Below are 26,390 nucleotides of genomic sequence, written 5' to 3' on the forward strand. Positions count from 1 at the left end.
CTTGTTTCCGACAGCACCTCGCCCCCAATGTAGGGTCCAGGGAGTTGCTCTTTATGAACGCCGCATAGGATCGGGTTGTGATTGTGCGTTTGGAAGTCTTAGCATAGTTGCGCCATCGCATACCTCAAAGCACTCATTTCTCCATGAGATTGAACCAAAGTTGCGGAGGTTATCTATATGTGCGCCTAGAAATGTTCGTTTACCATTATGAATAACACCATAGGTAATAGCACTAGATTCCGGTTTTCGGATAATTCCAACGAGCTGTGGAGCTCCGCCGACTGTTGGCTCTTTAGAGTTAACAAGCGTATCGCAAAAGCAATGGAATATAGCCCTACTTGTACCTTTGGTAGGACCCTCGTCATAACGTTTAAAATTCTCTGTGAATTCAGAGTTACCTGTACCAAGGGAAAAAAGAATACCAGAATAATCCGTTGGCATAGGCTTTTCTTCTCCATACCATCCTGAATTTTTGCTCCATCGTATCGTGTGGCTGAAAAATATTTTGTTGTTATGCGGGTGGCGGGAACCATGGATTATGCTTAGTGCATTTTCACTTAAGCCTGAGTGAAGCATGGGATATTGTCTGAATGAATCATTTAATTTGTCGACGATTGCTTGGAACTTTTGCTTGGGCGAAAAATTCTTACCAAACAATAAACCCGCATCTGCTAGGTCTACAATTTGATTTAGGACTATCGACGGAAAAAGAACATCACCACAATAACCTAGAACATCCGGCCAATTTGAGAAAGCAAAAACCTTCCTAGCATAGTCGAACTGTGCAGATGCCTTCCAAGAAATTCTACTGTCGGCAGCCATGTACAACGCAGATGTACCATGACTATCTATTGCTGCCCAGCAAACTAATAGCGTCATATTTTTCTAAATTTACTAGCCCAAGTCTGATTTTACAGTTTCTGAGTTTTTAGGAAATATCTCAGAGTAAATTAATGCGGGATGAAACTAAGAATTAAAAGTCTTGGATTGATATGTACATACTTAGTCTCCGTTAATAAATACTTCATGATCCAACAGTAGTATGGTTTCTTAAATTTCTAACAAAAATTATCATTGGGGGCATCATGAAAATAATAACAACATTTCTATTACTCTGTATTTCAGGAGTAGCATTTGCGAACTCCGCTTGTGATAAACCAAGAGATGATTTCGACGGTTTGTATTGCTTAAATAAGGTTTACCAAGAAGCAGACAAAGAGTTGAATGAAAACTTCAAAAAGCTAAATTCAAAATTGGACGCTGATGGTAAAAAGGCTTTAAAGTCAGGCCAACTTTCATGGATGTCGGAAAGAAATAGTAGTTGTTCCAAGCGTGAGGGCGAAGCTTTCTTCGTAAATCTGAATTGCGCCTCCAGTATCACCATAAAACGCTCCCAGTTTTTGCAAGACCGAATTCGAGAGTGCTTAAGCTCTGGTTGCCAAAATAGTAAGCTTCTCTAATCAATCAGTTAATCCATACACGGGGGTCATGGATGCTTATTCTCAAAGGCCGAGCTACCTTATGCCTGCTAATGTTGGGTATTTTCTTATCCTCTAATGCAAGTGCAGACATACTTATTAAATACATGGCATTCTTAAATGGCGAATGTATTTCAGCTAAGCAAAACGATGAAGATATCACCGAGCAATGCAAAAAAGGGAAAGCAACGAATACGTCTTATCAAAATGGGCGAGCAGCATTTTCATTTGTTTCTGATTTTCCGGTTTCATTTTCAGGGGGTAAAGACGCGCAACCTGCCGCAGATAACTACAAGTTAGAAGTAGATCAGGTGTTAACGGTTATTTCTGGAACACCAGTATCTTGGCCTGCAGTTGGTTCATGTTCAGTGACTGGTGACATTACAAATAAAGCAACGATTACTTGTGAAGCGACCATCAATGGAAAAAACAGTTATAAAGTTGTCTTCGAAAGTACTGGCAATGCAGAAATGATTTACGGGGTGGGTTTTGAGCCCTTCGATATTAATAAAAACATCGATTTTGCTATAAGGGATTTTGACAGAATATACTCAGCACAAGGCATAGATGGTGTCGAGGCATTCCTCAAAAGCTGCTATCCAGCAGCACTAGAATCTCACTGGCTACCTGCATTTATTAAATGCGCTTCGATCGATTATGCAGGTAATTTCCTAGACATGCTGATCGTCAAAAATACCGGTAATCCTGCTCGTCCGTATTTCACAAAAGAAGCTACTCAGTTGCGAGTTAAAGAAAATATATCTAGGGAAGCCACACAGAAAAGCTCTGAGCAGGTTGAAAAAATATTACAGGTAACACAGGGACTTTCAATTAAATCGCTTAGTGCTCTCATTAAAGCCAAAACCAATAAGTAATTTAGCTTAAGCATCTCATGCATATTCACTCATCTTATCGACCTACTTATCTTCGAGGTGGCGTTATCCCCGATGACATGAGATTTTTCTGGATTTACATCGCTTTGAGTATTGTATGTTTGATAATTGCTGCGCTACTCGCCAGAGTCAAACTAACGACTTTCCCGATGAATCCAATTTATTGGCACTACTGGGTAATGGCTAACGCCAAAACTCCACCAGTGATTGGAGATGTGTTTGATCGACCAAGGAATTACAGGTTTTATGTAATCTTTTGGGCCTTATCAGTTTGCTTTCTGATTTTTGCACTAGTCGTTCTTTTAGCAATTCTTTTCTAAGAAAAGTAACTTCATTTTTTATGCGCAATCTGATTAGTTTTAATTTAGTACTCCTTGTCTTTACTGCTCATACCCTGAAGGCAGAAACCCAAGAGATTGAGCTTCGATATTGGATAAGTCCAAATACAGACTTTATCTCTGAGTCTACGAATGAATCAGTGAATTCGTTACAAGTACTCGAGGACCGTGGAATCATTGCGAACTCAAAAGGTAAGCTAACCATGGAGCCTAAAATCCAACACCTTGTTACGAAGAATAAAATTCGAATAATTACTGGTAGCTTGCAAGCAGATCAAACATATCCATTGGAAGTTAGCTTTCTGGAAAAAGAAACATATAGAAAGGATCAATCTGGGAAAGATACACTGGTTCAGCAGCCGATTGATGTTAAAGGCATGCATGTTTCAGGCTCAATTAACGCTTCCGGACAAATATTAGAAGAGTCAGTCAAAATCTCCGGAATGAAAGAATTGCCACCAGAGCTCAATCAGCTAGTTCAAAAAATAGCATCATCAACCCTGTCACAAATTACAAATGTTGAAACGCTGAAGTTATCACTGGGCAAAAGCACGCCTCAAGAAATTTCACTCAAAGTGCCGATCGGTAACATAGTCGTTATAGACGTTAAAATGCATATCGATAATAAGCTACTGGCTATCGATAATGGTATTGCCCGAATTTCCCAAACTTATTCCATGGATTTTATTGTGCCGAATGGTCTTTTCAAAGCTACTACGGTAGGTGATGGAAGTGGAATGATGCTTTACGATACAAAAGCTCAGATATTCCAACATAGTGAGACTGAGACGCGGATGTCGATAATTTTCGAAACTGCTAAAGAAGGCAAGATCGAAATTAAAACGAATTCAAAGCAAATTCAATCAACCCACCCATTCATAGAAGATAAGTCTTATTGATCCTGGCGCAAATCGTGATTTTCTGATTAGCACTGGGAGCCAGTTTAGGCTGAATTTGTAAACATTTTTGGGACGTACTAGGCCGTCGAGCGTTTATAGCATCAGACTATGCGATTCATAGTTAATTAATATTCATAGGCTATTTTGCTTTGTCTCTGCATGGGTTATTAAAAAGAGAACCAATTCAATTATGAAAAGCATTTTAAAACCACTCACATTGGTTGTTGTTATATCGGTCTTAACATTGGTGGGTTGTTCATCACTCCCAGAGCATGTCGCTAATCCTGATAAAAACAAACTGGGTATCCTGATTATGGCGGGTGAGGGGTTTAATCCAACCTATGATGATCCTAAGGACCAAAAAGTTAGAGCCACTTGGTTGGAGACCTCAAAAAAGTTAGCAGAGTATTTAGAGACTGAGATTGAACAAGAACATCACACAGATGCTGAACAGGCTATAAATTTAAACTCTCGGATCGATTCCAACACTTTTATAGCGCAACAATTTGCGCAGAAAAGAGTCGATGGGCTTATTCAAGTCAGAATCAGCCATATCAAAAACACTTCTGAGAATACTATTTACCTAAAACTCGCCTATAACGCAGTGCAATACGGTAAAAATCCGCAAGGTGGTGACACGATGATCATTGGGAAAGGGATAGAGGAAAAATACACGCTGGTCGGAGTTAATTTTGAGGGCTCGAAAACTCCCCTTAATTACTTTACCCATGACTTTATACGCAAGTTATCCCAAAAAGGGTTTATTGCGGATTAAAGAATCATGCTGCTAATTATTCGCATAGCCCTAACCCCAAAGCCTGCAAAATTTCCCCCGTTGCTAAATTCTGCACAAAGGCAACCAAACTCAAGTCACGTTGCTTCCATGCTGGTTGAAGTTGAATTTCATGACTAGCACTTATTTTGCCATCGACACCCACCTTAAACGGCCCTAACCACTGGCGCACCACATAATCATGGCGCAGCACTTCACCCCGGTTTTCACCTGCATTGATGGTGGATTGCAGGTTATTTTCTTGTAGCGCGAGGTAATAGACCAATGGCCCTGCCTCAGAGGTTTTGATGCTTGTGGATACTTGCAGCGACTTTGTCGTGGGGGAATTTACTGCAAGGCGAATTTCGGCTTTAGCAGGCATGCGATTGATGCTGGCAATTTCATTCTTAAAGCGCGATTCACTTACCCAACTGCGGGTATCCTGACCATTGATGGCAATTTGTGGGGTATACACACCACGCGCATGCCCTGAGACGGCCATGTCACGCTGCCGCTTGGCAAATGCAGGGTGGGCAAAGTTGTCTTTCCAGCCGATGTAATCCCAATAATCCACATGCAAAGCGATGGGAACGATGTTGCCAAACTGATTGCCTTGCGTTTTCAGGTGCGTTAACCACTGGTCTGCGGGTGGGCAACTGCTGCAACCTTCAGAGGTATATAGCTCAACCAGTGCATTGGTTTGCGGGCCGCTGACGGCACTGCATTGTGGTTGCGCAAGGGCGTTTGATGCAAACACGATGGCGCATAAAGCGGTGAGCAGAGGTTGTTTTTTCATTACTAGACTCCATCAATTGGCTGGAGTGGATTGGTCGTGTGACTTGTTGATGCCTTACACGTATTTGTTCTCCGACGCAGTTTCAAGACTAAATGTGATGGGTTGTACAAAATGTACAAAATAGACATTTTGTACTATGATTAGGCAAACAGGAGAGTTGATTATGCAATATGTTTCTGCAACAGATGCTAAACAAAATATGGCGGCTTTAATTGATACGGCACAGCGCGAGCCAGTGACGATTCGTCGTCAAAACCGTGATGTTGCGATTGTGCTTTCTCCCGCTGAATATCAACGCTTGCGCGGGCTGAATCTGGCTGAGTTTCAATCATTTTGTGACCGTGTCGGGCAGCAGGCGGTGGCAAATGGCTTAACCGAGGACAAATTAGCCGAGTTGCTGACCAATGAGTGAGGCGTTACGGGTAGTCTGTGACACCAATACTTTGATCAGTTATTTGCTGTTACCGAACAGCGTTTCGTCAATTGCCGTGCGTAAAGCTTTTGAGCGAGGTGTATTGCTGGTGTCTGAGTCTACGCTCAATGAACTGGCGGACGTATTATCTCGCCCAAAGTTTGACCGCTATATTTCGCTTGAAGACAGGCAAGCTTTTTTTAGACTGTTTAGTCGCATGTATGAACGTGTGAATATTGTCTATCCCGTGAATGCCTGCCGTGACCCAAAAGACAATCAATTTTTAGAAGTCGCCGTGAATGGTGGTGCATCGATGATCAGCACGGGCGATGCTGACTTGTTGGTGTTGCATCCTTTTCAAGGCATCTCTATTTTGACTGCCGCACAGTTTAATGCGCTTTGAATTAAGCAGGTTTGCAACTATATTTTTCGTGCTATACGCTAATGCTACATGCGTGTTGACGAGAGGGATGAACGATGGCTATAAGCACTGTGTTTATTAATAATCGCACGCAAGCTGTACGCCTGCCTGCTGAAATGCGCTTGCCAGAGGATGTGAAACTGGTGAACGTGCGTGCACTTGGTAACGAGCGCATTATCACGCCGATTGCTGAAACCTGGGATAGCTTTTTTAATGCTAACTTGACGGTGAGCGATGATTTTATGCCAACGCGGTAGGGCGGACTCGCTTTCAGTGCGCAGCATGGTTCATTTCAAATACAACGCACCATGCGCGGGAGCTACATAAAAACAATTGCCTTAAGCATTCACCGCGTATTTTTCTTATACACACGGAAAGACTCCACACTCAACTGCCTGGTGATGGTTTTGATTTCCAGTGTTTGCTTGCCTTTTTGGTAGAGGAATGTGCAGCCGTCAATTTCCATCGAGATGCAATCGGTGACCTCTGTCATGCCCATGTTGTAGATTTCTTGCGCGTATAGACTAGCCCGATCAATCTTGGTGTTTTTAATCGGCGCCCAACCTTGATCAATCAGCGTTTGCTTGACCTCGTTGTATGGTTTGCCTTCAGTCATAAAGCTTAAGTCATTGGCAGCAAAGGCAACGCTGCAGCGCATCATAAAGAGGGTTGCTAATATTTTTGTAAGCATGATTTTTATCGCCTGATTAGTCAAAATGTTTAGGCAAACTGTGCCACAAACTGCTCAACTTCGTGGTGAATAGCATCGTGTGCGGTGAGGCCTTTGATCCAGCGTGGCGGAATCGCCTCCAGCCCTAACGAGGCACCCAAAATTGCACCCAGCACCGCACCGCGGTGGCAGTTATCCCCGCCAACATTGGTGTTGGCAATAAGCGCGCTTTCAAAGTCGTCGTGGTAGCGGGTGGCGAGGTAGAGCACAGATGGAAACGACTGGTCTATGTAGCAGGCGGGGCTGAGTAGGCCACCAATCACGTCGAGGTCAGATTTTTGTGTCGCGCGTACTTGTTCGACTACTTTAGCGGCCGGAAATCCCAATTGACTGGCCGCAGCGCTGGCGAGTTGTTCGTTGTCAGGGTGTGGTGAGTTGAAAATTTCAAACAAGAGTTGGCTCAGTGCCAGCGTATGGCGCTCTAACTCGGTTGATCGGTGGGTGAGGTTTTGTTGCGTTAAGGCGGCTTGGTTGCAGGCGGCCAGGTCGTTCGCCTTGACGCTGGCCATGACCACCATGGGGATGTTCACCAGGCCGCCGATGGAGGCGGTGTCATGGCCTTCGTTGCCCGCACACTTTTCCGGGGCCACGCCTTTGGCATAGTTGGCAAAAAAATCACGGTGGTAGGACTCAGCATAAGTGTCGTTGTGCTGATCGGGCTCGGTCATAAAGCGCACATAGGCTTGCAAAAAGTCAGCAGGGTCATGCTGGCCTTGGGCGATAAGGGAGCGCAGCAACACACGGGCGCACAGCAGGTTAAGCGTGTTGTCGCCTGCCTGCATGCCTTGATGATAGTGGCCGTTAGGCAGGCCCCAGAATTGTTTTTTGCCTTTTAAAATCACACTGCCGACAATATCGCCCGCTTGCGTGCCGCGGCCTGCCTTGCCTGTGCTGGCCAAGGGCATGATGGAGCTGGGGTGGCTGGCTTTGGGCGCTTGATAGTCGCGAATTTGACCAAAGTCTTGCCAGAGGGCGGCGATGTTGTAATACCAGTGCACGGGCATGGCCAGCGCATCGCCAATAAACATACCCCAGAGGGCGCCGCGCATCCGGTCTGCATGTTGAAGGGTGGTGATTGGCATCGTGTGATCCTTGTTTAACAGCCTTGCAGTTGCTGGCTTTTACATTGCGTGGCCAATTGGGTGGCAGCGGCTTTTTGCTCTTCGCTCATTTGCGCATAAAGATAATTCAGCATTTTGCTGTGGCGATTCACCAGGCGTTTTTCTTCGTTTTGGCTTGCCAATATCAACCACATCGCCGCTTTGAGGGTGCTTTGTTCAACGCCGGCCCCTTGCTGGTAAAGCTCGGCCAGGTAGCCCTGGGCTTCACTATTGTTGTTGCTGGCGGCCAGGCTTAACCATTGCACGGCGGCGGGCATGTCTTGCGCAATCACTTCGCCCCGCAAATACAGCATGCCTAAATTGAGTTGCGATTTCACATGACCTTGCTTGGCTGCTTGCTCGTAATAGGCCACCGCTTGCGGGTAGCTGATGCTTTGAATCTGGCGCTGAAACACCAGTGAACCCAGCGTGTACTGCGCCTCTTTGTAATTCAACTCGGCCGATTTTGTGTACCACTTGACCGCTTCGTCCATGCTTTTGGGCACGCCATCGCCGTTCTGCGACATCAGGCCCAGGTTGTAGCAGGCTTTGGCATCGTTTTGACTGGCGAGCGACAGATAAATGGCGTGGGCAGCGGCATAGTCTTTTTGCAGTAGCTTCTGTCTGGCTTCTTCTAGCGTGTTTGCCTGCGCGAGGCTGGCTGCACACAGCGCGCACAGCATCAATGTGGTGGAGATTGCTTTACTGAATAACTGCGCCAACATCGTTTTAGCTGCTTGCGTCATGGCTGTTCCTAGCGTGTGGTGAGGTGAGTTTTAAGTTGAGAGACCGTGACGGCTGCAGGCGGCTTTTAATCGCGCCAGCGCCGCGAGCACGTTGGCCTGGGGGGTGCCTATGTTCATGCGCATAAAGCCTTCGCCGCCATGACCAAACATCGCACCGGGCGAGAGGCCGAGTTGCGCTTCTTCAATAAAAAAGCGTTTTAATGCGGCGTCATGCAGATTGAGGGCGCGGCAGTCCAGCCATAGCAGATAAGTGGCTTGCGGAGCGATGACTTTGATACTGGGCAGCTCTGCCTGAATATACGCCACTGCCGCATCGCGTGTAGCTTGCAGATAAGGCATCAGCTCATTTAGCCAGTTGCTGCCGCCGCGATAGGCCGCTTCAAAGGCGGCCATGTTGAGGGGGTTGGTCACTGAGAGGCCTAGCGTGTTGAGCTGGCGTTGAATGGCTTGCCGATGCGCGGTGTTTGGCACAATCAAGGCTGAAAGGCCCAGGCCTGGAATATTGAAGGTTTTGCTGGGCGAGACGGCGGTAATCACGCGGTGGGACAACGCGGTTTGCTCGGTGGTTTCGGCTTGCATGGCCAAACGGCTAAGCGGTTGGTGTTGCGCTTCTGCATAGACTAAATCGGCATGGATTTCGTCGGAGAGCACTATTAAATCATGTTGGTCCGCGATGGTTAAAATAGACTCCAGCTCTGACGGTTGCCACACCCGACCTACCGGATTATGCGGTGAGCAGAGGAGCAGCATGCGCGCCTGTTGCGCGCACGCCGTCAGGTGGCCCATATCCATCTGGTATTGCGGCTGGTGTGCGTGATCGGAGGTCAGGCGCAACGGGTTTTCAAGCAAATGCCGCTGCTGGCCGGTGACCGCTGAAAAAAACGGAAAATACACGGGTGGTTGCACGATCACCCCGTCGTTGGGGGCGGTGAGGGCCGCGACGACCAGGTTGAGCGAGGGCACCACGCCGGGCGTGAGCACAATCCATTCGCGCTGGACTGGCCAACCGTGCTTGATTAGTAGCCAATCAATCAGCGCTTGATACAGGCTATCGGGTGCCAGGGAATAACCAAACACCGGATGGGCGATGCGCACTTGCAGCGCCTCAGTCACTGCTGCGGGCACGGCAAAATCCATATCGGCCACCCACATGGGCATGACCTCGGTGGTGCCGAAGGTCTGCTGGCGGCCATCGTATTTTAATGCGCCGCTACCTTCACGCGCGATGGGCTGGTCAAAGCGGCTGCTCAACGCACGCGCTCCCATAGCGTCACTTCTGACAGTGTATGCTGGAATTTGTGGCGGGTTTCACGAATCACAAACGGAATCTCTACCGGGGCTTGCATGAGTGTAAAGTGCGGGCTTAGCAGCGCTTTCAGGCCATCCAGCGTGGTCACATTTTCGCCATCTTGCTTGTAGCCGCCTATCCATTCCTCACGCGGGGTGTGCTCTTCCAGCCAGGTATACGGCGAGGTGATCATGAGTACGCCGCCGATATTCAGGCGTTCGTGAATGCTGCTTAAGAACTGGCGCGGGCTATACAGCCGGTCAATTAAATTGGCGGCCAGAATAAAGTCGTAGCCGGTGAATTGAGGCTTGAGGTTGCAGGCATCGCCCTGCCAGAATTCCACCTTGTCGACCACCTGGTCTAAGCCTAAGGCACTCAGTGTGCGCTCCTGGTAGCTGACCAAGTCGCCTTCATTGACCATGGTGTAACGCAACACGCCCTGTTCGGCCGCTTGTAACGCCAAGCCAATAAAGCGGGCAGAAAAGTCTATGCCGGTGACGTGATCAAACTGTGTGGCCAGCTCAAAAGTGGCACGGCCGGTGGCACAGCCTAAATCGAGCGCTTTGCGTTTTGGTTTGGCTTGCAAATGCTGCAGGGCATAATCGCTCAGCGCTTTGGGGAAGTTGGGTACGCCAAAATAGCTGTCACCATAATGGAATTCGGCATACTCGGACAGCTGCTTGTCAGATTCGTAATACGAGCTGTTATTTTCTACGGGGGTATCAGTCACAATATAGCGGAATCCTGCATGTTGAAAAAAATGTCGGCGAAAGGCGTAGCGCGCACTTTTAATCGCCTCGTTGCCCGTTGAGATCCAGGAGCCGCCCTTGATGAGATTATGGCGGCCATCATAGGTCGGGGTGGTAAAGTCATCGTACAACGGGTGTACTTTAAAGCCATCAAACGGAAAAATGGGTGTTTCTGTCCATTGCCAGACATTGCCCACCACATCATACAGCTCACCATGCGCAAACTGGTTGACCGGGCAAGACGATGCTCCATGGTCTAAAAACAGATTGGCAAGATGGCCGTTGGTGACCTGGGCGTCGGACAAGCCTGCATGTTCATACAGACTATACCACTCCTGCTCGCTGGGCAGACGCACTGGTTTGCCCAGCTGTGCCGACAGCCAATTGCAAAACGCTTTGGCCTCATGGTAATTGACTTCTACCGGCCAGCTCCATGGCATGTCGATTTCTTCCGTCAGCAGGCGCAGTTGCCAGCCGGAGGCTTGTTTGATCCAAAACGTGGGATGCTCGGCTTGCGTGTAGGTGCGCCAGGCCCAGCCTTCTTCTTGCCAGTAGGCCTCTGCCTGGTAGCCGCCCGCTTCCACAAAGCGTAAAAACTCGGCATTAGAGGTCAGGTATTGGGCCGCCTCAAAGGCCGGGCAGTGGCCGTGAAATTGACCGTATTCGTTATCCCAGCCGTAATACGTGTCTGACTTGCGCAACACAATTTCACGCGCCGGGATAGGCACCAAGCGATTTTCAGGGGCGACTACATCCCGCGCAGCAGAGGGTGCCCATGCGGGGGAGGGGTTAACATACTGTAAGGCATGTTGCCGGATCAGTACCGAGCTGGTTTCCAGATGGATGCGCTCATGCTCAATGCCCATCAGAATCGGCCACCACGGGCTCTCCCAATCAATCGGCAGCTCAAAAGGCAGGCGCGTGATCAGTTGGTCAACCACTTCGCGCACCTGTGCACGGTAGGCGTTCACCTCCGCTGGCGTTGGCCATTGGTAGTGGGCTTCGTTCACGTCATCCCAGCCCATTTCATCGACGCCGACCGCAAACATGGACTCAAACCTGGGATTCACGCGTTCGCTGATGAGCCCGGCCAGAATCAGCTTGTTGATAAAAAAGGTATGGGTATGGCCGTAGTAAAAAATCAGCGGATGTCTCAGCGCAATGGGTTTCACGTAGTACGCTTCCTCGTTGCTGAGTAACGTAAACAAGGCTTCATAGACATCTGAGGTCTCATGAAAATAAGCCCGTATCTGCTCACGGGTGAGCGATGTGTGATCCTGGCTAAGTAGAAGGCTGCGATGAGGAGGTTTGGTCATGTCTGTCGTGATCGGTTTCGTGGCCTGTCTATCAAGCGCATCTTTAGAGATTGGAAAATAAGCGCACACAGGGGGGAATGCAAATCCCCAGGCAGCGCTTGTTTATTGAATAGCATTTGAAATGATTGGTTCAATTTGAATGCACGATACTCATTTGTGTCGTAGCGATGGATAGGGTGCGCAGCAAACGGCGGCAAGGCTGTTATTCAATTAAACCCAGCCATTGCGCCGCGCCCACCGCTGAGGCCTGCACGGCTTGTTGATAGGTAGCCGTTGCTGGCAAATGGTCAGCCAGCTGGTGTAGCGATCTGTAGCCAGGGTCTAAGCATATGTCTTTTTCGCGGAAGATGCTGTGCTCTTGGGCATAGGTGTCTGCCAGCGCTCGCAGCGATTCGGCCAAGGGCTTGTTGGGCACGCTGGGGATAAAGTCACCCAGCAGCCACAGGTGCACATTCTCCTCTTGGGAGTAGCCTGCTTTAGGGTCAGCCAGCATGAGTGCATGGTCTATTCTGGCCTGAGTTTCAACTTGTTTCGGGTCACCATAGGCGACCTCGTAATATTTCACCTCACGCATGAGCAAAGAGGTCGGGCCGTCAATCGGCACCTGGCCCACCGCATAATAGCCTGCAATCGCGCGCAGGCTTTGCAAATGATGCTCTTTGCCGACAAAGTGGATGGGTTCGCCTTGTGCCTGCAAGGCTTGAATACCCGCCGCCATGTCTTTGGTCGCGGCGTAAATCAGCGCGGCGCTCTGTTCGGGACTACTATGCTTGGCACTATCACGCTCGGCACTAGCATGCTCGACACTTTTTCGGGCCAGGCTGTAGTTGATCATGGCGGTGCCGTTGCGATACAGCTCCAGCGCACTGGCGGCAGCGACTTCACCCTGCGCATCCAGCACCACCGACACAGCCATTTTGGTGCCGTTGGCATTGCCGCCCGCCAAGGCAGCCAGCCAATTAGGCAACTGCTCTGCGGGCCATTCCGGGTATTGCTCGCGGGCAAGGGCAAACACTTGTGGCAGCAGCCGGGATTGCTCGGTGACGCTTAAGTTTTGCAACCTTACGATGCTGTGTGCTGGGGGTAGATTGTAGTCGTAGCGGGCGATCATAGTGACCTATTTTAAGTGTGGTACAAGTGAGCATTCAACCGTTTTTCTGCAAGGGTGTCAGCGCACTGATGGTATGAGTGCTGCAGGCTTGCAATCTCGCTACGATGCTGGCTGGCATGCAAAGGCGCTTTAGGCATGAAAACCAGGCATTTTAGGCGGTTGTAATAAATCCTTCACAAAATGGATTCATGATGGACGACATTTGAAATGCCGCCTTTATGAAGTCATTGTTTCCGCATCTCCGACCGCTGTTACTGCTCCTGTTGGCAGCCGTGCAGATGCCTGCTTTTGCAGCGGAGGTTATTGCGCCGCCCGCCTTTGTCAAAGACGGCCTCTCCGCCCATTTTCCTGATCAACATCGTTCACCGCTGGCTGCTGAGCAGCTGGAAGACACGGCGCTTGATCTCAACAAAACCATCTATCTCGCGCTGCAGGCAGATCCACAAATCAAGTCTGCGGTGGAGGGCATTTATCAGGCCGAGGCGGACCTGGTCACGGCCAAGTTGCCGCCTAACCCGGTGATGAACGTCTCCAATACCTTGATGCCGCTGAATCAGTCTTTTAACGTCAATCGCCAAGGCGGCCCTCCGCAGTTTGATCTCGGGGTGGCATATCCGATTGATTGGTTTGTGTTTGGCAAGCGTGCGGCTGAGATGCGCGCTGCCCAACTCGGGGTGGAGGTGGCCAGGGCGAGTGTGAATGACACTATCCGGTTGCGCATTGCTGGGGCGATTGCAGCTTTTTACGATGTGCTGGAGGCGCAAAATTTGCAAGCGCTGGCGCAGGAGGATTACACCGAGCTGGCGGCCCTGAAAGCGTTGACGGAAAAACGGGTGTTAATCGGCGGGGCCGGGTCTATCGAGCTGGATAGAGTGAATTTGTCTTTGCTCTCCAGCCAAACCGAGTTGCGCGCCAAACGGGTGGCTGTGGAAAATGCCATCAGCCGCCTGAAGGCCTTTCTTGGCATGCAAAAGAACAAAGCCATCCACGTGGTTGGCAGCCTGGAGATTGAGCATCCGCAGCCGATCAGTGATCCTGAGCATTTGATCCAGATGGCCGAGGAAAACCGGCCGGATATCGCCATGCTAAAGCGGCAAATCGAACAGTCAGTCGGCAATATCGAGCTCGAAGAGGTCAAGGCTTATCCCTCGGTGGTGACCCATGTGGGGGTGACCCGCCAGTTTCAGAAAGAGGCGATTGGTTTCCCGGATCAGAATGCCTGGGGCATAGGCGTGGATGTTTCGTTGCCGGTATTTGACCGCAACCAGGGCAATATTGCCAAGGCCAAATCCCTCAAAAGACAGAGTGAGCTGGATTTGGATACGCAGCTGATTGAGCTCAGGTCTGAAATCGAGCGTAATTACCACATCTATGACGCTTCGTATCTGGTGCTGGTCAATGAGGCAGACACCAAGTTGGGTGTTTCTAAAGTGATCCGTGACAAGATGAAAGCGGCTTACGCACTGGGCGGCAAGAGTCTGTTCGAGTTATTGGATGCGCAAAGAAACTACCGCGAAACCAATCGCGTACACATTATGACGTTATCCAACTATTGGCATTCGCTCTACGCTTTGAATGCAGCCATTGGGAAGCAGGTTTTAAAATGAGTCAATTACAAAAAAAAGGCGCCCTGTTTGCACTGGTGTTGTTGGGGATGGTAGGTGCCGGGCTTTATTATATGACCGCACACTCGGCCAAACCGGCGGTCGCGTCGGCACCGGCCCAGCAGGGGCAGGCAGTGACGCTGTTGCGGAACGGGCAAATCCTGATTGATCCGGCTTCAACCTTTAATCGCAAGATTCTGCGCGAGCAGCTGCAACTGCAAGCGGTCAGTTTGCCGGACTTGACCGTGACAGGCAGCATTATTGCCAAACGAAAACCGACCAGCGCGGCCGACGATGAGCAGTATGAGTTCATCAATCAGCAAATCTCCAGTTTGTATGCCAACTGGAAAAACGATGGCAATGAAATCGAGTTTCTGAGCAAGCAGTACAAGAAAACTGCCGAGCTGAACGAGGCTAAGTTGCACTCGCAATGGATAGAGGTGGAGCGCCTGAAAAAACTGGTGGATATCGGCACAGAAGCTGCCAGAGACTTGAGCCTGTCGGAAGCCAACTTGCTGCAGGCGCAGCTGGAAGGGCAGAAAGCACTATTTGATATTCAGAGCGCTTTAAACCAGGCAAGAAACAACCGTGCGGATGCGGAACGTCAGCTGTTTCAGCAGGGCATAGACATTGATTTACTGATCCGCCTGAAGGCGGATGAAGTGCTGGTGGCGGGCGATGTGCCGGAAATGAATGCCGGCAAGGTGTATGCAGGCCAGGCCCTGACCACCGTGTTTTACGGCAATGCGGATAAACCGTTTGCGGGTAAGCTGGCGAGTATTTCTCCGCTGGTGTCATTTGAGAAGCGTTCCTTACGCATTTACTATGCGCTGCAGGACAGCCTGCATCAGCTCAGGCCCGGCATGTTTGCCGATATCCAGTTAGGCACTGAGCAGCGCAAAAAAATGCTGGTGTCGAATGAGGCCCTGATTCATCTCAATAAAAAAGATTATGTCTTTGTCTTGAGCCAGCCGAATACCTGGAAGCTGGTGGAAGTGACCATCGGCGATAATTTTGATCGTAAATCAGTTGAAGTCCTGTCCGGGCTGCGAGAACACGACACCATCATTGCGCATGGCGCCATTTTGCTCAAGCCCTTGGCCATCAAGGCGGTAGAGATTGTGAATGCGGACGAGAGTGCTGCATCATGATGGCGAAATTGATTCGCCAGGCATTGCAGTACAAATGGATCGTCATCGGCGGGCTGGTGGCGCTGAGTCTGTTGAGCCTGTATTCCCTGTCGCGCATGAAAATCGATGCCTATCCGGATATTTCATCGCAAATGGTGCAGATCATTACGGTGTTTCCGGGCAAGGCACCCGAGGATGTCGAGCGCCAGGTCACGGTGCCGCTCGAAATCCTGATGAAAAATGTCCCCAATGTGGAGACCGTCCGCTCGCGGACCATCTTTGGTTTGTCGGTGATTCAGCTTATTTTCAAGGAAGGCACCGAAAGTTACTGGGCCCGGCAGCGCGTGCAGGAAAAACTTTCACTGTTTACGTTGCCGCCGGGGGCTGAGGCCGAGCTAGGGCCACTGGCGACGGCGTATGGGGAGATGGTGCGCTATCAATTAACCGGCGGTGAGGGCAGCGATCTGGTGCAGTTGCGTACCCTGAATGACTGGGTGGTGATCCCCAGGCTGTTACGGGCGGATGGGGTAGCCGAGGTCACCAATTTCGGCGGCTATGAGAAACAGTACGGCATTATTCTGAATCCCTCGCAATTGCGCCGCTACGATGTGTCGGTGAATGATGTGATTGAGGCCGTGCAATTAAACAACGCCAACTCGGGCGGCAGCCTGCTGTCGCGAGGCAGTATGTCGTTTGTCATTCGCGGTGAAGGTGCGATCAAGAGCAAGAAAAATATTGAGGATAGTTTTCTCAAGAATATCGATGGCCAGCCCATTTACGTGCGCGATGTGGCCAGTGTGCAAATCAACAAAAAGATTCCGGCCGGGATTTTTAGCAAGAATACGGTGGATGAATCCGTCGAAGGCATCGTCTTGCTCAGAAAAGGCGAAAACCCCTCCGAGGTGCTGGCCAGGGTCAAACAGGCGATACAGGAGTTGAACGACGGCATGCTGCCCAAGGGCGTCCAGCTGGTGCCATTTTATGACCGCAGTGAGCTAATCAACAGCACCTTGCATACGGTGACGCATAGCGTGGTGTTAGGCATTGCGCTGGTGTTGCTGGTGCTGTTCTTGTTTTTTGGACGGCCCTCGCTGGCTATTCTGGTGGCCTTGACCATTCCGGTGGCGTTGGTGTTTGCCTTGCTGGTGATGTATTTGACCGATATCCCGATTGGCTTGCTGTCCTTGGGTGCGATTGATTTCGGTGTGCTGGTGGATGGGGCGATCATCATTTCTGAAAACATAGCCAGACGTCTGGATGAGCGCAATCATGCCGCGGATCCGCCATCGGTGGAGCTCACGGTGCTCAATGCCACGCTGGAGGTGGAAAAACCAGTATTCGTTTCAATTTTGCTGATTATTGGCGGCTTTTTGCCTCTGATCTCGCTCACGCATATTGAGGGCTTGTTATTCCGGCCCATGGCTATGACCATTATTTTTGCACTGATAGGCGCCAGTTTATTCTCCTTCTTTGTGGTGCCGGTGCTGGCGACCATGATCTTTAAACAGGGATTCAAGGAGCGGCACAACCCTGTCCTTGAGCGCGTGAATCAGTGGTATACCCGGGGCATCACGCACTTGTTGCGCCATGCCTCGAAAACGCTGCTGGCGGTGTTTGCCAGCCTGATCTTGCTGCTGGTGTGGGTGGTGCCCAAAATCGGCAGTGAGTTTTTACCATATATGGATGAAGGCGTGGTCTGGGTACGCGCCAATTTCCCGGAGGGGACATCGCTTGAGCAGACCGCACTGTTTGGCAAGCGCTTGCGCGAAATTGCGCTGCAGTACCCGGAGGTGAAGTATGCCACCATTCAGACCGGCCGCAATGACAGCGGCACCGACCCGTATCCGCCAAGCCGGATCGAGATGATGATTGTGCCGCAACCGCATGAGCGCTGGCAGCAGTTTGCCACCAAGGCCGAGTTGATTGTTGCCCTGGGGCAGGCATTTAGAAATGAGTTTCCAACCACCCGATTCAACTTTACCCAGCCCATCATCGATAGTGTGACAGAAGATTCTAACGGCACCTCGGCCGATATGGCGGTGGAGTTTTCCGGGCCAGACCTTGATGTGTTACTGGGCTTGGCCAGGCAGTCTGAGGATTGGCTGAAAACGGTGGACGGTGCGGTGGATGTGAACATTGAGCAGGAGGGGCCGCAGCCGCAGCTGGTTATTACGCCCAACCGTGCCTTGTGCGCGCGCTACAAAGTCAATATTCATGATCTTTCGGCGTTTATTGATAATGCGATTGGCGGTGCACCCGTGGGCGTGATTTACGAAGGCGAGCGCAGGTTTGATATTGTGGCCAAGTTTGACAAGGCGGCCATCAGCTCTGTCAATGCCATAGAACGCTTGCCGGTGACCAACACCGATGGCGTGACGATCCCGCTGTCGCAGGTCGCTACCATCCGTGTGGTAGATGGGCAAACGATTATCGCCCGCGGTGATGGCAAGCATAGAATCACCGTGCGCAGCGACATCCGTGGCCGCGATCAGGGCGGCTTCGTCGCCGAAGCGCAGCAGTTGCTGGCACAAAAAATGGTGATTCCAAACGGCTACCGGATGAGCTGGATCGGCATGTATGAAAATCTGGACCGTGCCGCCAACCACTTCAAGGTGCTGGTGCCGCTGACCATGGCCATCATCTTTGCCATCCTGTTTTTCTTTTTTAAATCCTATCGCGATACGCTGGTGGTGTTGTCTGTGTTGCCCGCCGCGCTGGCGGGCGGGCTGTTGGCGCTGTTCATGCGCGGCATGCATCTGAATGTGTCTACCGGGGTTGGCTTTGCCGCCGTGTTTGGGGTGTCGATCATGAGCGGGGTACTCATGGTTAAAACCATTAAAAACTACTCAACGCAGGGGCAGGCCTTGCATACCGCGATTATTGAGGGGGCCAGCGTTTGCATGCGGCCAGTCATGATGGCCTCATTGGTCGCGATCTTGGGCTTGCTGCCCGCCTCACTCGCGACGGGGCTGGGCTCGGATGTACAACGTCCACTGGCGACGGTGATTGTATGGGGGCTGTTCTTCTCGTCAGTGATTTCGCTGTTTATTTTGCCGGTGATGTATCAGGCCTTGCACGGCAGACATGCCAAGCCAGAGATTGCATCCGCACTGGCATGAGATGCCCGATAAAAAAGCCGCCTAGTGCGACTTTTTTATCAGAGGCTGTACAGGCTCAGCCGCACAGCCATCCTCCATTATTTGGCATGTAGCCTGGCATTCAGTTGGTCGATGACCTCTGCCCAGTCCGCATCCTTCAATATTTCCTCTCTTAAAAAAGCGGCTTGCGCCGGTGTCCAATACGGGGCATCCGCCAGTGAAATGGTGCCTGCAAGTTGACGATGCGTGTTGATAAACTGTTCAATCTCGGCATCACTATTTGGCAAGCCGAGTTGGGCAAACAGATTGTTGAGGCTGTGTAGTGACGCTTCCATAAGGCGGACTCCTGACGTTGTGGGGTTGACTAAGCACGCAATCAGCGAGGCGGGCAAACGATTCACCTGCCTACCTGCGCGGTCATTGAGGTCACCAGTCTACGCCGAAACTTGGTCGGCTAGTGGTTCTCTGACGGCTGCCTGGACTCAGGGGTGATCCAGCCGCTTTTGATCTGGCGGGCCAGCGGTAAACTGGCCAGCAAGCACCGAATAAAGTGGTCGACTGAAAATGCGCGAGGTGACGGTGGCAATCAGTGACACCGCCATCAGGCTGATCACCATTTCATGGCCGTCTATCATCTCCATGACAATAATAAACGAGGTGATGGGCGCTTGTGTCACGCCAGCCAGAAAGCCGGCCATGCACAAGGCACTAAAGGCAATGGTGAGGTGGTGGTAATGAAAAATGCTGGCTAAGTCATAGCCGATGCCCGCGCCTATAGAGAGGGCCGGGGCAAAAATGCCACCAGGGATCCCACTTAAATAGGTGAAGATGGTGGAGAGGTATTTGACCACAGGGTAGTACCAGGTTTCATTGATGGAGCCATTGAGCATGGCTTTGGTGAGTGAATATCCTGAGCCATTGGCGGCACCATGACTGACAATGCCCAGGCCGGCTACCAGCAGCGCACAAAAGCCCGTCCAGTACAGCGGATGACGAGTACGCAAGCGGGTGATTCTGCCGGGCAGGTTTTCTGTGAGTTCGATCAGGGTTTTGCTGAAGATGCCGCCAAACACGCCACACACCAGCCCGCCAATCAGCACGGGCAGCAAAATTTGCGTATCAATCGGACTCACTCTGAGGCTGCCAAAATAGGTGTAATTGCCTTGCAATGAAATCGAAACCAGCCCGGACAAGACAATGGCCGAAATCATCACGCCATTGGTTCTTTGCTCAAATTTGCGGCTGAGCTCTTCTATGGCAAAGATAATCCCTGCCAGCGGGGTATTGAACGCCGCCGAAATGCCCGCGGCCCCACCGGCCAGAATCAGGTGTTTAGGGTCGATTTGAAAGGTTTGCGGCAAAAAGCGGCGAAAGGCATGCATGATGCTGGCCCCCACCTGTACCGAAGGCCCTTCTCTGCCTGCGGAAAAGCCTGCGGCCAGGCCGAGGATGACCAGCCCCATTTTGGAGACCGCAATTTTAATCGATACCAAATGGCCAATCGGCTGATGTTCTGCGTACGACAGCGCCGCCATGGTCTGCGGGATGCCGCTGCCGGCAGCGCCGGCAAACCAGCGCTTGGTCGCCCAGACAATAAAAATGCCTACCACGGGCATGACGATGAGCGGTAGCCACCAGAGCGCCGATTGCATCTGATCAAACCAGGCGATGGCATACTCGGTGGCACGGGCAAACAACACAATGACCAGCCCGGTGATGATGGCCGCAGACCAGATGATCAGACGGCCTAGCCACAGATGCACATCAGTCATTTTGATGGAGGCGAGGATATTTTTCAGGTCGTTCAGCATGGAGGTATCGCTGCCAGTTTACCGAGAGTGGGTGCTTGCGCGATGCACTAAACCTAAGTTCATGAGCGCAGGCTTTAACAAAAAGGCACTTACATCATAACAAATATGATGAGCATAAATACTTGTTATGACGTTTAAAGTAGCTCTTCGACGTGCTTTTTGATATTTGCCGCCATTTTGGGGGTGGGCAAATCATTGGTGTCGGTGCCAAACGGGTCTTCAATTTCTTCGGCAATCAGCTCCAGGCTGGCTAAGACGTAAAAGATAAACACCACCACCGGGATCACGTAATAGCCCAGGCTAAACACAAAGCCGAACGGTAACGTCATCACGTAGAAGAAAATGAATTTTTTGATGAACGCGCTGTAAGAGTAAGGGATCGGCGTGTTTTTGATCCGTTCGCACACCCCGCACACTTCGGTGAAGGCTTTGAGTTCGTCATGAAGGATAAAAAACTGGTCACCGCTGATTTTGCCTGAGGTATAAAGCAGGTTGGCTTGTTGAAAAATGCGCTTGGCGATCTGGTTGGGGTGGTGCTCATGGTGGTCAATGTCCAGATCCAGGCCTTCAAACAGCATTTTGCTCACCTCGGCATTCATCAAATGTTGGGAAAGTACGGTGGCATACGTGGGGATAATTTTTCTGAAAAAATCACGGTCATGGTCATCGCCCAGGTAAGCCGATAGCTTGATTGCCAGATTGCGGCTGTTATTGACCAGCGCCCCCCAGGCTTTGCGGCCCTCCCACCAGCGGTCGTAGGCGGTATTGGTGCGGTAGGCCAGCAACAAGGACAAGACAAAACCGACGGTGGTGTGTATCAGCGACAGGTTTTTGACATGGCTGCTGTCTGCCAGCTTCCAGTATTCGATTTCGAGATAGGCAATGCCCCCGGCATACGCCCCGATCAATAGCATCATCGGAATCAGTTGGCGGAAAGTATCGGACTCGTGAAAACGGAAGATGAAGGTCAGCCAGTCTTTGGGGTTGTATTGAATCATGCGCGTTCCAGTGAAATATTGGCTTGAGTTTAGCATGGCAGTCACACAATTTTGGGCGTCAGCGCCGCGCGGTTCTGGCGGCCTTTCCCAATCACTCAACTATTTTTAAATTATTTTCAAAAAATCTGTAAGGCCGCGTCAATGACATCGACTAAGGGTTGCAGAACACATTTTCTGTTTCACTTTTTTAATTGAATCCTTAGGAGATAGTATGAAAACGACTCAAAAATTGGCCAGCGCAGCATTGTTAGGGTTATTCACTGCAACGGTGATGAGCGCAAGCCCTGCATTTGCGGGCGATGAAGGCAAGTCTGGCTGCAATGGCAAAGATAACGCTAAGATGGAAAAAGCCAACTGCAAAACCGCGGACGGTAAAGAGAAGCATGCTTGCAAAGGCAAAAACTCCTGCAAAGGCCAGGGCGGCGATGGCAAAAATGCATGTAAGGGGCATGGTTCATGCGCGACGGACGGCAGCAAGTAAGCAGGTCATTTTCTTGAATCATTTCAAGGTGGCGGGGCAGTGGCCCTGCCGCTTTGCAAGGAGTGAATTGTCATGCTGCTGACCAATCCTGTAACAAATGCATTCCCCAATCTGGGCTTTGGACTGGGCCTCAGGCCCACGCACTACCCGTATATTTTTGAACAGCAGCCACAGGTGGACTGGTTTGAAATTATTTCTGAAAACTTTATGGATACCGACGGCAAGCCCAAGCGCAACCTGGCGCGTATCAAGGAGCAATACCCGATCGTCATGCATGGCGTGTCGATGTCTATCGGCAGTGTAGATGCCTTGAATTCTGAGTACCTGACCAAGCTCAAGGCCTTGATCGATTGGGTGCAGCCCGCCTGGATCTCTGACCATTTGTGCTGGACCGGCGTGGCACATAAAAATACCCATGACTTGCTGCCGCTACCCTACACCGAAGAATCGCTCAAACATATCGTGCAACGGATTCGGCAGGTGCAGGACCGGCTGGGACGCAGAATTGCACTCGAAAACCCATCGACTTACCTGGAGTTTCAGCATTCCACGATCCCGGAAGCCGAATTTATTGCGGCCATGGCGCAAGCGGCCGACTGCCATTTGCTGCTGGATGTGAACAATGTGTATGTGACAAGCTACAACCACCGGCTGGACGCACAAGCCTATCTGGATGCCTTGCCACTAGAGCGGGTCATTCAGGTACACCTTTCCGGCCACCGCAATAAAGGCAGCCATATCGTAGATACGCATGATGACCATGTGACGGATGCGGTGTGGGGACTGTATCAATATGTGGTGCAACGAGCAGGCCGCGTGCCGAATACCATGATTGAGTGGGATGACCAGATTCCAGAATTTCCGGTGTTGGCCGCTGAGCTGGATAAAGCCCGGCAAGTGGCTAGCCAGGCCAGCACGTATGTATTGCCAGACACCGCCAAGCCGGTTGCGGCATCTGTCCCGGCCCTGCAACCGTCTTTACTGCAGGCGCAAACCCACTTACAGCAAGCCATTGTGCTGGGCGATCGCCTGGATAGCCGCCCGGCAGACTGGATCCGCGCCAAGGATGACTTTGCGCCACAAGCACAATTAGCGGTGTATACCGAAGCTTACCGTTACCGCTTGTTTGATGTGGTGGCCGAAGATTATCCGGTGTTGGCGCACTACCTGACTGCCCCTGTATTTGACGCGCTGCTGTGGGCGTTTATTGCAGCGGTACAGCCCGACCATTTTAATATCGGCCGCTTTGCCCTCAAGCTCCCCTCTTTTATACAAACAGCGTTGCCGGAAGATGGCTTTGCCCACGCGCTTTGCCAGCTGGAAACATTGGTCGCGCAAATGACCGACCCTGCTGAAACCCCCGTGCTGCAAGCTTCGCAACTACAGGGACTCACGCCGGAGGGGTTGATGGACTTGCAACTGATGCCTCGGGCTGCATTAACGCTGGTGCAGTTTAACTACGGCGTGAATGCTTACTATCAGGCGGTGATGGACGAAGCACCGCCACCTGGTGCCGACCCCGCTGACGAGTATCTGGTGGTGTACCGCCATGAGGATGTGGTTTGGCGCATGACGCTGGAGGCACAGGAGTTTACGCTGCTAAGCAGATTATTTAGCGGCGCGACAGTGGGCGAGGCGTTATCTGCACTGGACGACGAAGCTGGACCTGCCGTGATGGCTTATTTTTCAAAATGGATGAGAAACGGTTTGCTGGCCTCACCAGCGCTTGAAGCGACAGCCATGCAGCTTACTCATCCGCAACAGGAGGAAACACATGCGTATATTTTTTGATTTATTGATTGCCTGGCCACAAAAAGTGGCTGCGCATTTTGAATGGCTAGGCCCATTGGTCGCCCGGGTGGTGGTGGGGTATACCTTTATGCTCACAGGCTGGGGCAAGCTGACAAATTTGCCAGCGATCATTGAAAACTTTCAAAGCTGGGGCATTCCTTACCCGGAAATTTTGACGCCGTTTGTGGCCGGCTGGGAGTGCTTTGGCGGCTTGGGCCTGATCTTGGGATTGATGACGCGCATTTGTGGCGGGGCGTTGGCGGTGGTGATGGTGGTCGCGATTATTTCGGCAAAACTGGCCGATATTGATTCGCTGGAAACCTTGCTCGGCTTTGAAGAGGCGACCTATTTTGCCGTGTTCACCTGGTTGGCGATTTGCGGCGCAGGCAAGGCCTCGCTGGACTATTTGTTAACGCGGCGCCTTCAGTGATCCATTGCTTGAATCTTGCGATTGCGAGTGTTCAAACGCGGGTAGCAGGGCCGGGCATACCGGCCGTATAGCCACTATTCTGTTTATTCCTTAATTTTTATTTTTAAGTCTTGTCTTGCGAGTAAATTAGGCAGCTGTAGGCGCCGATCGTAATCGGTGCGGCATGGGCAAATCCATCGAGGCTGGTGTTTTCGGCGGTCAGGTCGCTGGAGGCGGTTTCATCCATGTCTGCGTGATACTGCTTGGCGTCACTATTGAAACGGAGTTTCCATCGGCCGGGATGTGGCAGCCCGATGACATAATTTTCTTTGCGGCCCTCGGCAAAGTTAAACACCACGATGACATCATCGCCAGCACCGCCTGCCGCCCAGCGGTGTATGGCAATCAGTTTGTCTTGGTCGTTGATATGGTAGACCGCAATGGCTTGTCCGCTGAGGCCTGCTGTGTCCCCGGCGCGATTCAGGCGCAGCTGGATCAAGTCGCGATAGAGCGCAACAATCCCAGCGTATTGTTCGGCGCGTTGCCAGTCTATCGGACGGTCATCTCTAAACCATTGGTCGCGCAGAAATTCCTGACCCTGAAATAACATGGGAATGCCGGGGGCGGTCATGACCAGGGCTGCGCCTAGACAGCTGCGCTTGATGGCATAACGGCCAGGGGGATCATTGCCATCAATTTCAGACACCAGGCGCTGTTTGCCATTGGCTACTTCATCGTGGGATTCGGTGTAAATGACGCGTTGGTAGGCGTCTTGGTTGTAGCGGTTGAGCAGGGCATCGCGGACCGCAGCCATGGAGCGGTGACAGTCTTCAATTTCGGTCAAGACCTGGCGGATGGGGTGCACAAAGCCCGCGTCCCACTGGCTGCCGAAATGTGCGCCGCCATCTTCGCGGTGTTGTGTCAGTTTCGCATCATTTTGTAAGTCTTCTGCAATGGTGATTTTGCCTGGATAGCGCTGTTGAATTTCGCCATTCAGCCATTGCAGCAAGCTCCAGCCCTCGGCAATCAACTGACTGGCATCTGCCGAAACACTGCGGATATAGAGGGTCATGTCGTAGCGCAAGCCGTCTGCATGATAATCCCCCAGCCACATCATGGCGTTATCAAAAATATATTGGCGCACTTCGCTGCGACCATAGTCCGGGCGGGTTTCGCCCCAGGGGGTAGATGAACGGTCATCATTATAAAAATAAATGCCGCCTTTATCGTTTTCATGCCAGCCATCAAATTGCCATAAGCTAATATCAGAGGGGCCAAAGTGGTTATATACCACATCGACAATTACCGCGATGCCCAGCTCATGGGCTGCGGTGACAAAGCGTTTGAACGCCTCAGCACCACCATAGGCACTTTCAATGGCAAATGGATGTGCCGGGTTGTAGCCCCAGGAATAGTCACCTGCAAACTCTGCAATCGGCATGATTTCAATGGCGTTGATTCCCAGCGCTTTGAGATAAGGCAAGCGTTCAATGGCCGTATCAAAGTTGCCAACCTGTTGTGCTTGACTATCATTGTTGGCATCGCCAGTTTGAGTGTTGCCAGTTTGAGTGTTGAAGGTCCCGATATGCAGCTCGTAAATCACCAGTTGATTCCAGGGGGGCATTTGAAACGGCTTAGACGGACTTTCAAATAAATCCTGCGGTGGCACCACGGCATTGCCTGCAGAATTGGTAACGATTTTTGCATAGGGGTCAATGCGCTGTAACGCTTGCTCATTCGCAATGAGGTGAAACTGGTATTCGTCCCCGGCTTGGGCATGCGGAATGTTCACATACCAGTAGCCATTGCCCTCCTCAAAGCAGGCGTCTTGGCCCGCTTGCCAGTCATTAAAGTTGCCAATGACGCTCACTTGCTGGGCGTGCGGAGCCCATACCCTGAATGCCACGCCATCGGCATGCGTAATCGCGCCCATGCCAGGTAAAGGTTCGATGACGGGCTTGGTGTGTGGCGTAGTCATAAGGCGGCTCCAGCAAACAGGTGAAAGAGGGGAGGTCAAGA

General features: G+C 51.0%; 25 protein-coding genes. 13 read left to right on the forward strand and 12 right to left on the reverse strand.

What is annotated here, in order from left to right:
* Nucleotides 1-51: 51 nt before the first annotated feature.
* Nucleotides 52-879, reverse strand: coding sequence for a hypothetical protein (locus tag ACT53G_RS07020; RefSeq protein ID WP_476169043.1), 828 nt, complete (start codon nt 877-879; stop codon nt 52-54).
* 206 nt (nt 880-1,085) lie between these two features.
* Between ACT53G_RS07020 and ACT53G_RS07025 the strand changes: the two genes are divergently transcribed.
* The 4 genes from ACT53G_RS07025 to ACT53G_RS07040 all read left to right on the forward strand — a co-directional run bounded on the left by ACT53G_RS07025 (nt 1,086) and on the right by ACT53G_RS07040 (nt 4,383).
* Entirely contained in the window at nt 1,086-1,460 is a 375-nt protein-coding gene (locus ACT53G_RS07025) for a lysozyme inhibitor LprI family protein (protein WP_476169044.1), read from the forward strand.
* 32 nt (nt 1,461-1,492) lie between these two features.
* The gene (locus ACT53G_RS07030) at nt 1,493-2,353 is read left to right on the forward strand and encodes a hypothetical protein (RefSeq protein WP_275357866.1); all 861 of its coding nucleotides are present in this window, start codon (nt 1,493-1,495) and stop codon (nt 2,351-2,353) included.
* Nucleotides 2,354-2,711: 358 nt separating this feature from the next.
* Nucleotides 2,712-3,608 carry a hypothetical protein gene (locus ACT53G_RS07035; RefSeq protein ID WP_476169045.1) on the forward strand — a complete coding sequence of 299 codons (897 nt, stop codon included), beginning with the start codon at nt 2,712-2,714 and terminating at the stop codon, nt 3,606-3,608.
* A 190-nt stretch (nt 3,609-3,798) separates the two neighbouring features.
* A complete protein-coding gene (locus tag ACT53G_RS07040; protein WP_476169046.1) occupies nt 3,799-4,383 on the forward strand; it encodes a hypothetical protein in 585 nt (194 codons plus the stop codon).
* 16 nt (nt 4,384-4,399) lie between these two features.
* Here the strand turns inward: ACT53G_RS07040 and ACT53G_RS07045 are convergent, their stop codons facing one another.
* A complete protein-coding gene (locus ACT53G_RS07045; protein WP_476169047.1) occupies nt 4,400-5,176 on the reverse strand; it encodes a DUF1223 domain-containing protein in 777 nt (258 codons plus the stop codon).
* A 163-nt stretch (nt 5,177-5,339) separates the two neighbouring features.
* On the opposite strand from ACT53G_RS07045, the gene ACT53G_RS07050 reads away from it, so the two are divergent.
* The 3 genes from ACT53G_RS07050 (at nt 5,340) to vapB (ending at nt 6,266) form a co-directional block, all read left to right on the forward strand.
* Nucleotides 5,340-5,588, forward strand: a complete 249-nt coding sequence (locus ACT53G_RS07050; protein WP_194748922.1) for a type II toxin-antitoxin system Phd/YefM family antitoxin — start codon at nt 5,340-5,342, stop codon at nt 5,586-5,588.
* Nucleotides 5,581-5,991: a putative toxin-antitoxin system toxin component, PIN family gene (locus ACT53G_RS07055; RefSeq protein WP_476169048.1), complete on the forward strand. Its 411-nt coding sequence runs from the start codon at nt 5,581-5,583 to the stop codon at nt 5,989-5,991. The genes ACT53G_RS07050 and ACT53G_RS07055 overlap by 8 nt, the downstream gene beginning before the upstream one ends.
* Before the next feature lie 74 nt (nt 5,992-6,065).
* Nucleotides 6,066-6,266, forward strand: coding sequence for a type II toxin-antitoxin system VapB family antitoxin (gene vapB, locus ACT53G_RS07060; RefSeq protein WP_049637567.1), 201 nt, complete (start codon nt 6,066-6,068; stop codon nt 6,264-6,266).
* 89 nt (nt 6,267-6,355) lie between these two features.
* On the opposite strand, the gene ACT53G_RS07065 is transcribed toward vapB, so the two are convergent.
* From ACT53G_RS07065 to ACT53G_RS07090, 6 genes are all read right to left on the reverse strand, one after another.
* A complete protein-coding gene (locus ACT53G_RS07065; RefSeq protein WP_313985020.1) occupies nt 6,356-6,670 on the reverse strand; it encodes a hypothetical protein in 315 nt (104 codons plus the stop codon).
* A gap of 59 nt (nt 6,671-6,729) precedes the next feature.
* Nucleotides 6,730-7,821 carry an ADP-ribosylglycohydrolase family protein gene (locus ACT53G_RS07070; RefSeq protein ID WP_476169049.1) on the reverse strand — a complete coding sequence of 364 codons (1,092 nt, stop codon included), beginning with the start codon at nt 7,819-7,821 and terminating at the stop codon, nt 6,730-6,732.
* A gap of 14 nt (nt 7,822-7,835) precedes the next feature.
* A complete protein-coding gene (locus tag ACT53G_RS07075) occupies nt 7,836-8,585 on the reverse strand; it encodes a tetratricopeptide repeat protein (RefSeq protein WP_476169050.1) in 750 nt (249 codons plus the stop codon).
* A gap of 30 nt (nt 8,586-8,615) precedes the next feature.
* Nucleotides 8,616-9,851 (reverse strand): MalY/PatB family protein, encoded by a 1,236-nt coding sequence (locus ACT53G_RS07080; RefSeq protein ID WP_476169051.1) that lies wholly within the window; start codon nt 9,849-9,851, stop codon nt 8,616-8,618.
* Nucleotides 9,833-11,938 carry a 5-histidylcysteine sulfoxide synthase gene (ovoA, locus tag ACT53G_RS07085; protein WP_476169052.1) on the reverse strand — a complete coding sequence of 702 codons (2,106 nt, stop codon included), beginning with the start codon at nt 11,936-11,938 and terminating at the stop codon, nt 9,833-9,835. The genes ACT53G_RS07080 and ovoA overlap by 19 nt, the downstream gene beginning before the upstream one ends.
* A 202-nt stretch (nt 11,939-12,140) precedes the next feature.
* The gene (locus tag ACT53G_RS07090; RefSeq protein ID WP_476169053.1) at nt 12,141-13,049 is read right to left on the reverse strand and encodes a hypothetical protein; all 909 of its coding nucleotides are present in this window, start codon (nt 13,047-13,049) and stop codon (nt 12,141-12,143) included.
* Between the two features lie 218 nt (nt 13,050-13,267).
* Here ACT53G_RS07090 and ACT53G_RS07095 point away from each other — a divergent pair, with 218 nt between their 5' ends.
* From ACT53G_RS07095 to ACT53G_RS07105, 3 genes are read left to right on the forward strand one after another with little or no spacing between them, the layout of a single operon-like run.
* Entirely contained in the window at nt 13,268-14,656 is a 1,389-nt protein-coding gene (locus tag ACT53G_RS07095; RefSeq protein ID WP_476169054.1) for a TolC family protein, read from the forward strand.
* Nucleotides 14,653-15,804 (forward strand): efflux RND transporter periplasmic adaptor subunit, encoded by a 1,152-nt coding sequence (locus tag ACT53G_RS07100; protein WP_338655633.1) that lies wholly within the window; start codon nt 14,653-14,655, stop codon nt 15,802-15,804. Before ACT53G_RS07095 ends, ACT53G_RS07100 begins: the two co-directional genes overlap by 4 nt.
* Nucleotides 15,801-18,902 (forward strand): efflux RND transporter permease subunit, encoded by a 3,102-nt coding sequence (locus ACT53G_RS07105; RefSeq protein WP_476169055.1) that lies wholly within the window; start codon nt 15,801-15,803, stop codon nt 18,900-18,902. Before ACT53G_RS07100 ends, ACT53G_RS07105 begins: the two co-directional genes overlap by 4 nt.
* Before the next feature lie 77 nt (nt 18,903-18,979).
* Here ACT53G_RS07105 and ACT53G_RS07110 read toward each other — a convergent pair whose 3' ends face one another.
* From ACT53G_RS07110 to ACT53G_RS07120, 3 genes are all read right to left on the reverse strand, one after another.
* The gene (locus tag ACT53G_RS07110; RefSeq protein WP_476169056.1) at nt 18,980-19,216 is read right to left on the reverse strand and encodes a DUF2789 domain-containing protein; all 237 of its coding nucleotides are present in this window, start codon (nt 19,214-19,216) and stop codon (nt 18,980-18,982) included.
* A gap of 147 nt (nt 19,217-19,363) precedes the next feature.
* Nucleotides 19,364-20,692: a chloride channel protein gene (locus ACT53G_RS07115; RefSeq protein WP_379074210.1), complete on the reverse strand. Its 1,329-nt coding sequence runs from the start codon at nt 20,690-20,692 to the stop codon at nt 19,364-19,366.
* 134 nt (nt 20,693-20,826) lie between these two features.
* Complete coding sequence (locus ACT53G_RS07120) at nt 20,827-21,690, reverse strand: bestrophin family protein (protein WP_476169057.1); 864 nt, start codon at nt 21,688-21,690, stop codon at nt 20,827-20,829.
* 211 nt (nt 21,691-21,901) lie between these two features.
* Between ACT53G_RS07120 and ACT53G_RS07125 the strand changes: the two genes are divergently transcribed.
* The 3 genes from ACT53G_RS07125 (at nt 21,902) to ACT53G_RS07135 (ending at nt 24,392) form a co-directional block, all read left to right on the forward strand.
* A complete protein-coding gene (locus ACT53G_RS07125) occupies nt 21,902-22,171 on the forward strand; it encodes a hypothetical protein (RefSeq protein ID WP_194748904.1) in 270 nt (89 codons plus the stop codon).
* A gap of 72 nt (nt 22,172-22,243) precedes the next feature.
* The gene (gene bufB / locus ACT53G_RS07130; protein WP_476169058.1) at nt 22,244-23,962 is read left to right on the forward strand and encodes an MNIO family bufferin maturase; all 1,719 of its coding nucleotides are present in this window, start codon (nt 22,244-22,246) and stop codon (nt 23,960-23,962) included.
* Nucleotides 23,946-24,392: a DoxX family protein gene (locus ACT53G_RS07135; RefSeq protein WP_476169059.1), complete on the forward strand. Its 447-nt coding sequence runs from the start codon at nt 23,946-23,948 to the stop codon at nt 24,390-24,392. The genes bufB and ACT53G_RS07135 overlap by 17 nt, the downstream gene beginning before the upstream one ends.
* 103 nt (nt 24,393-24,495) lie before the next feature.
* Here the strand turns inward: ACT53G_RS07135 and ACT53G_RS07140 are convergent, their stop codons facing one another.
* Entirely contained in the window at nt 24,496-26,349 is a 1,854-nt protein-coding gene (locus ACT53G_RS07140; RefSeq protein ID WP_476169060.1) for an alpha-amylase family glycosyl hydrolase, read from the reverse strand.
* Nucleotides 26,350-26,390: the final 41 nt, after the last annotated feature.

The organism is Methylophilus sp. DMC18 (assembly GCF_056314005.1).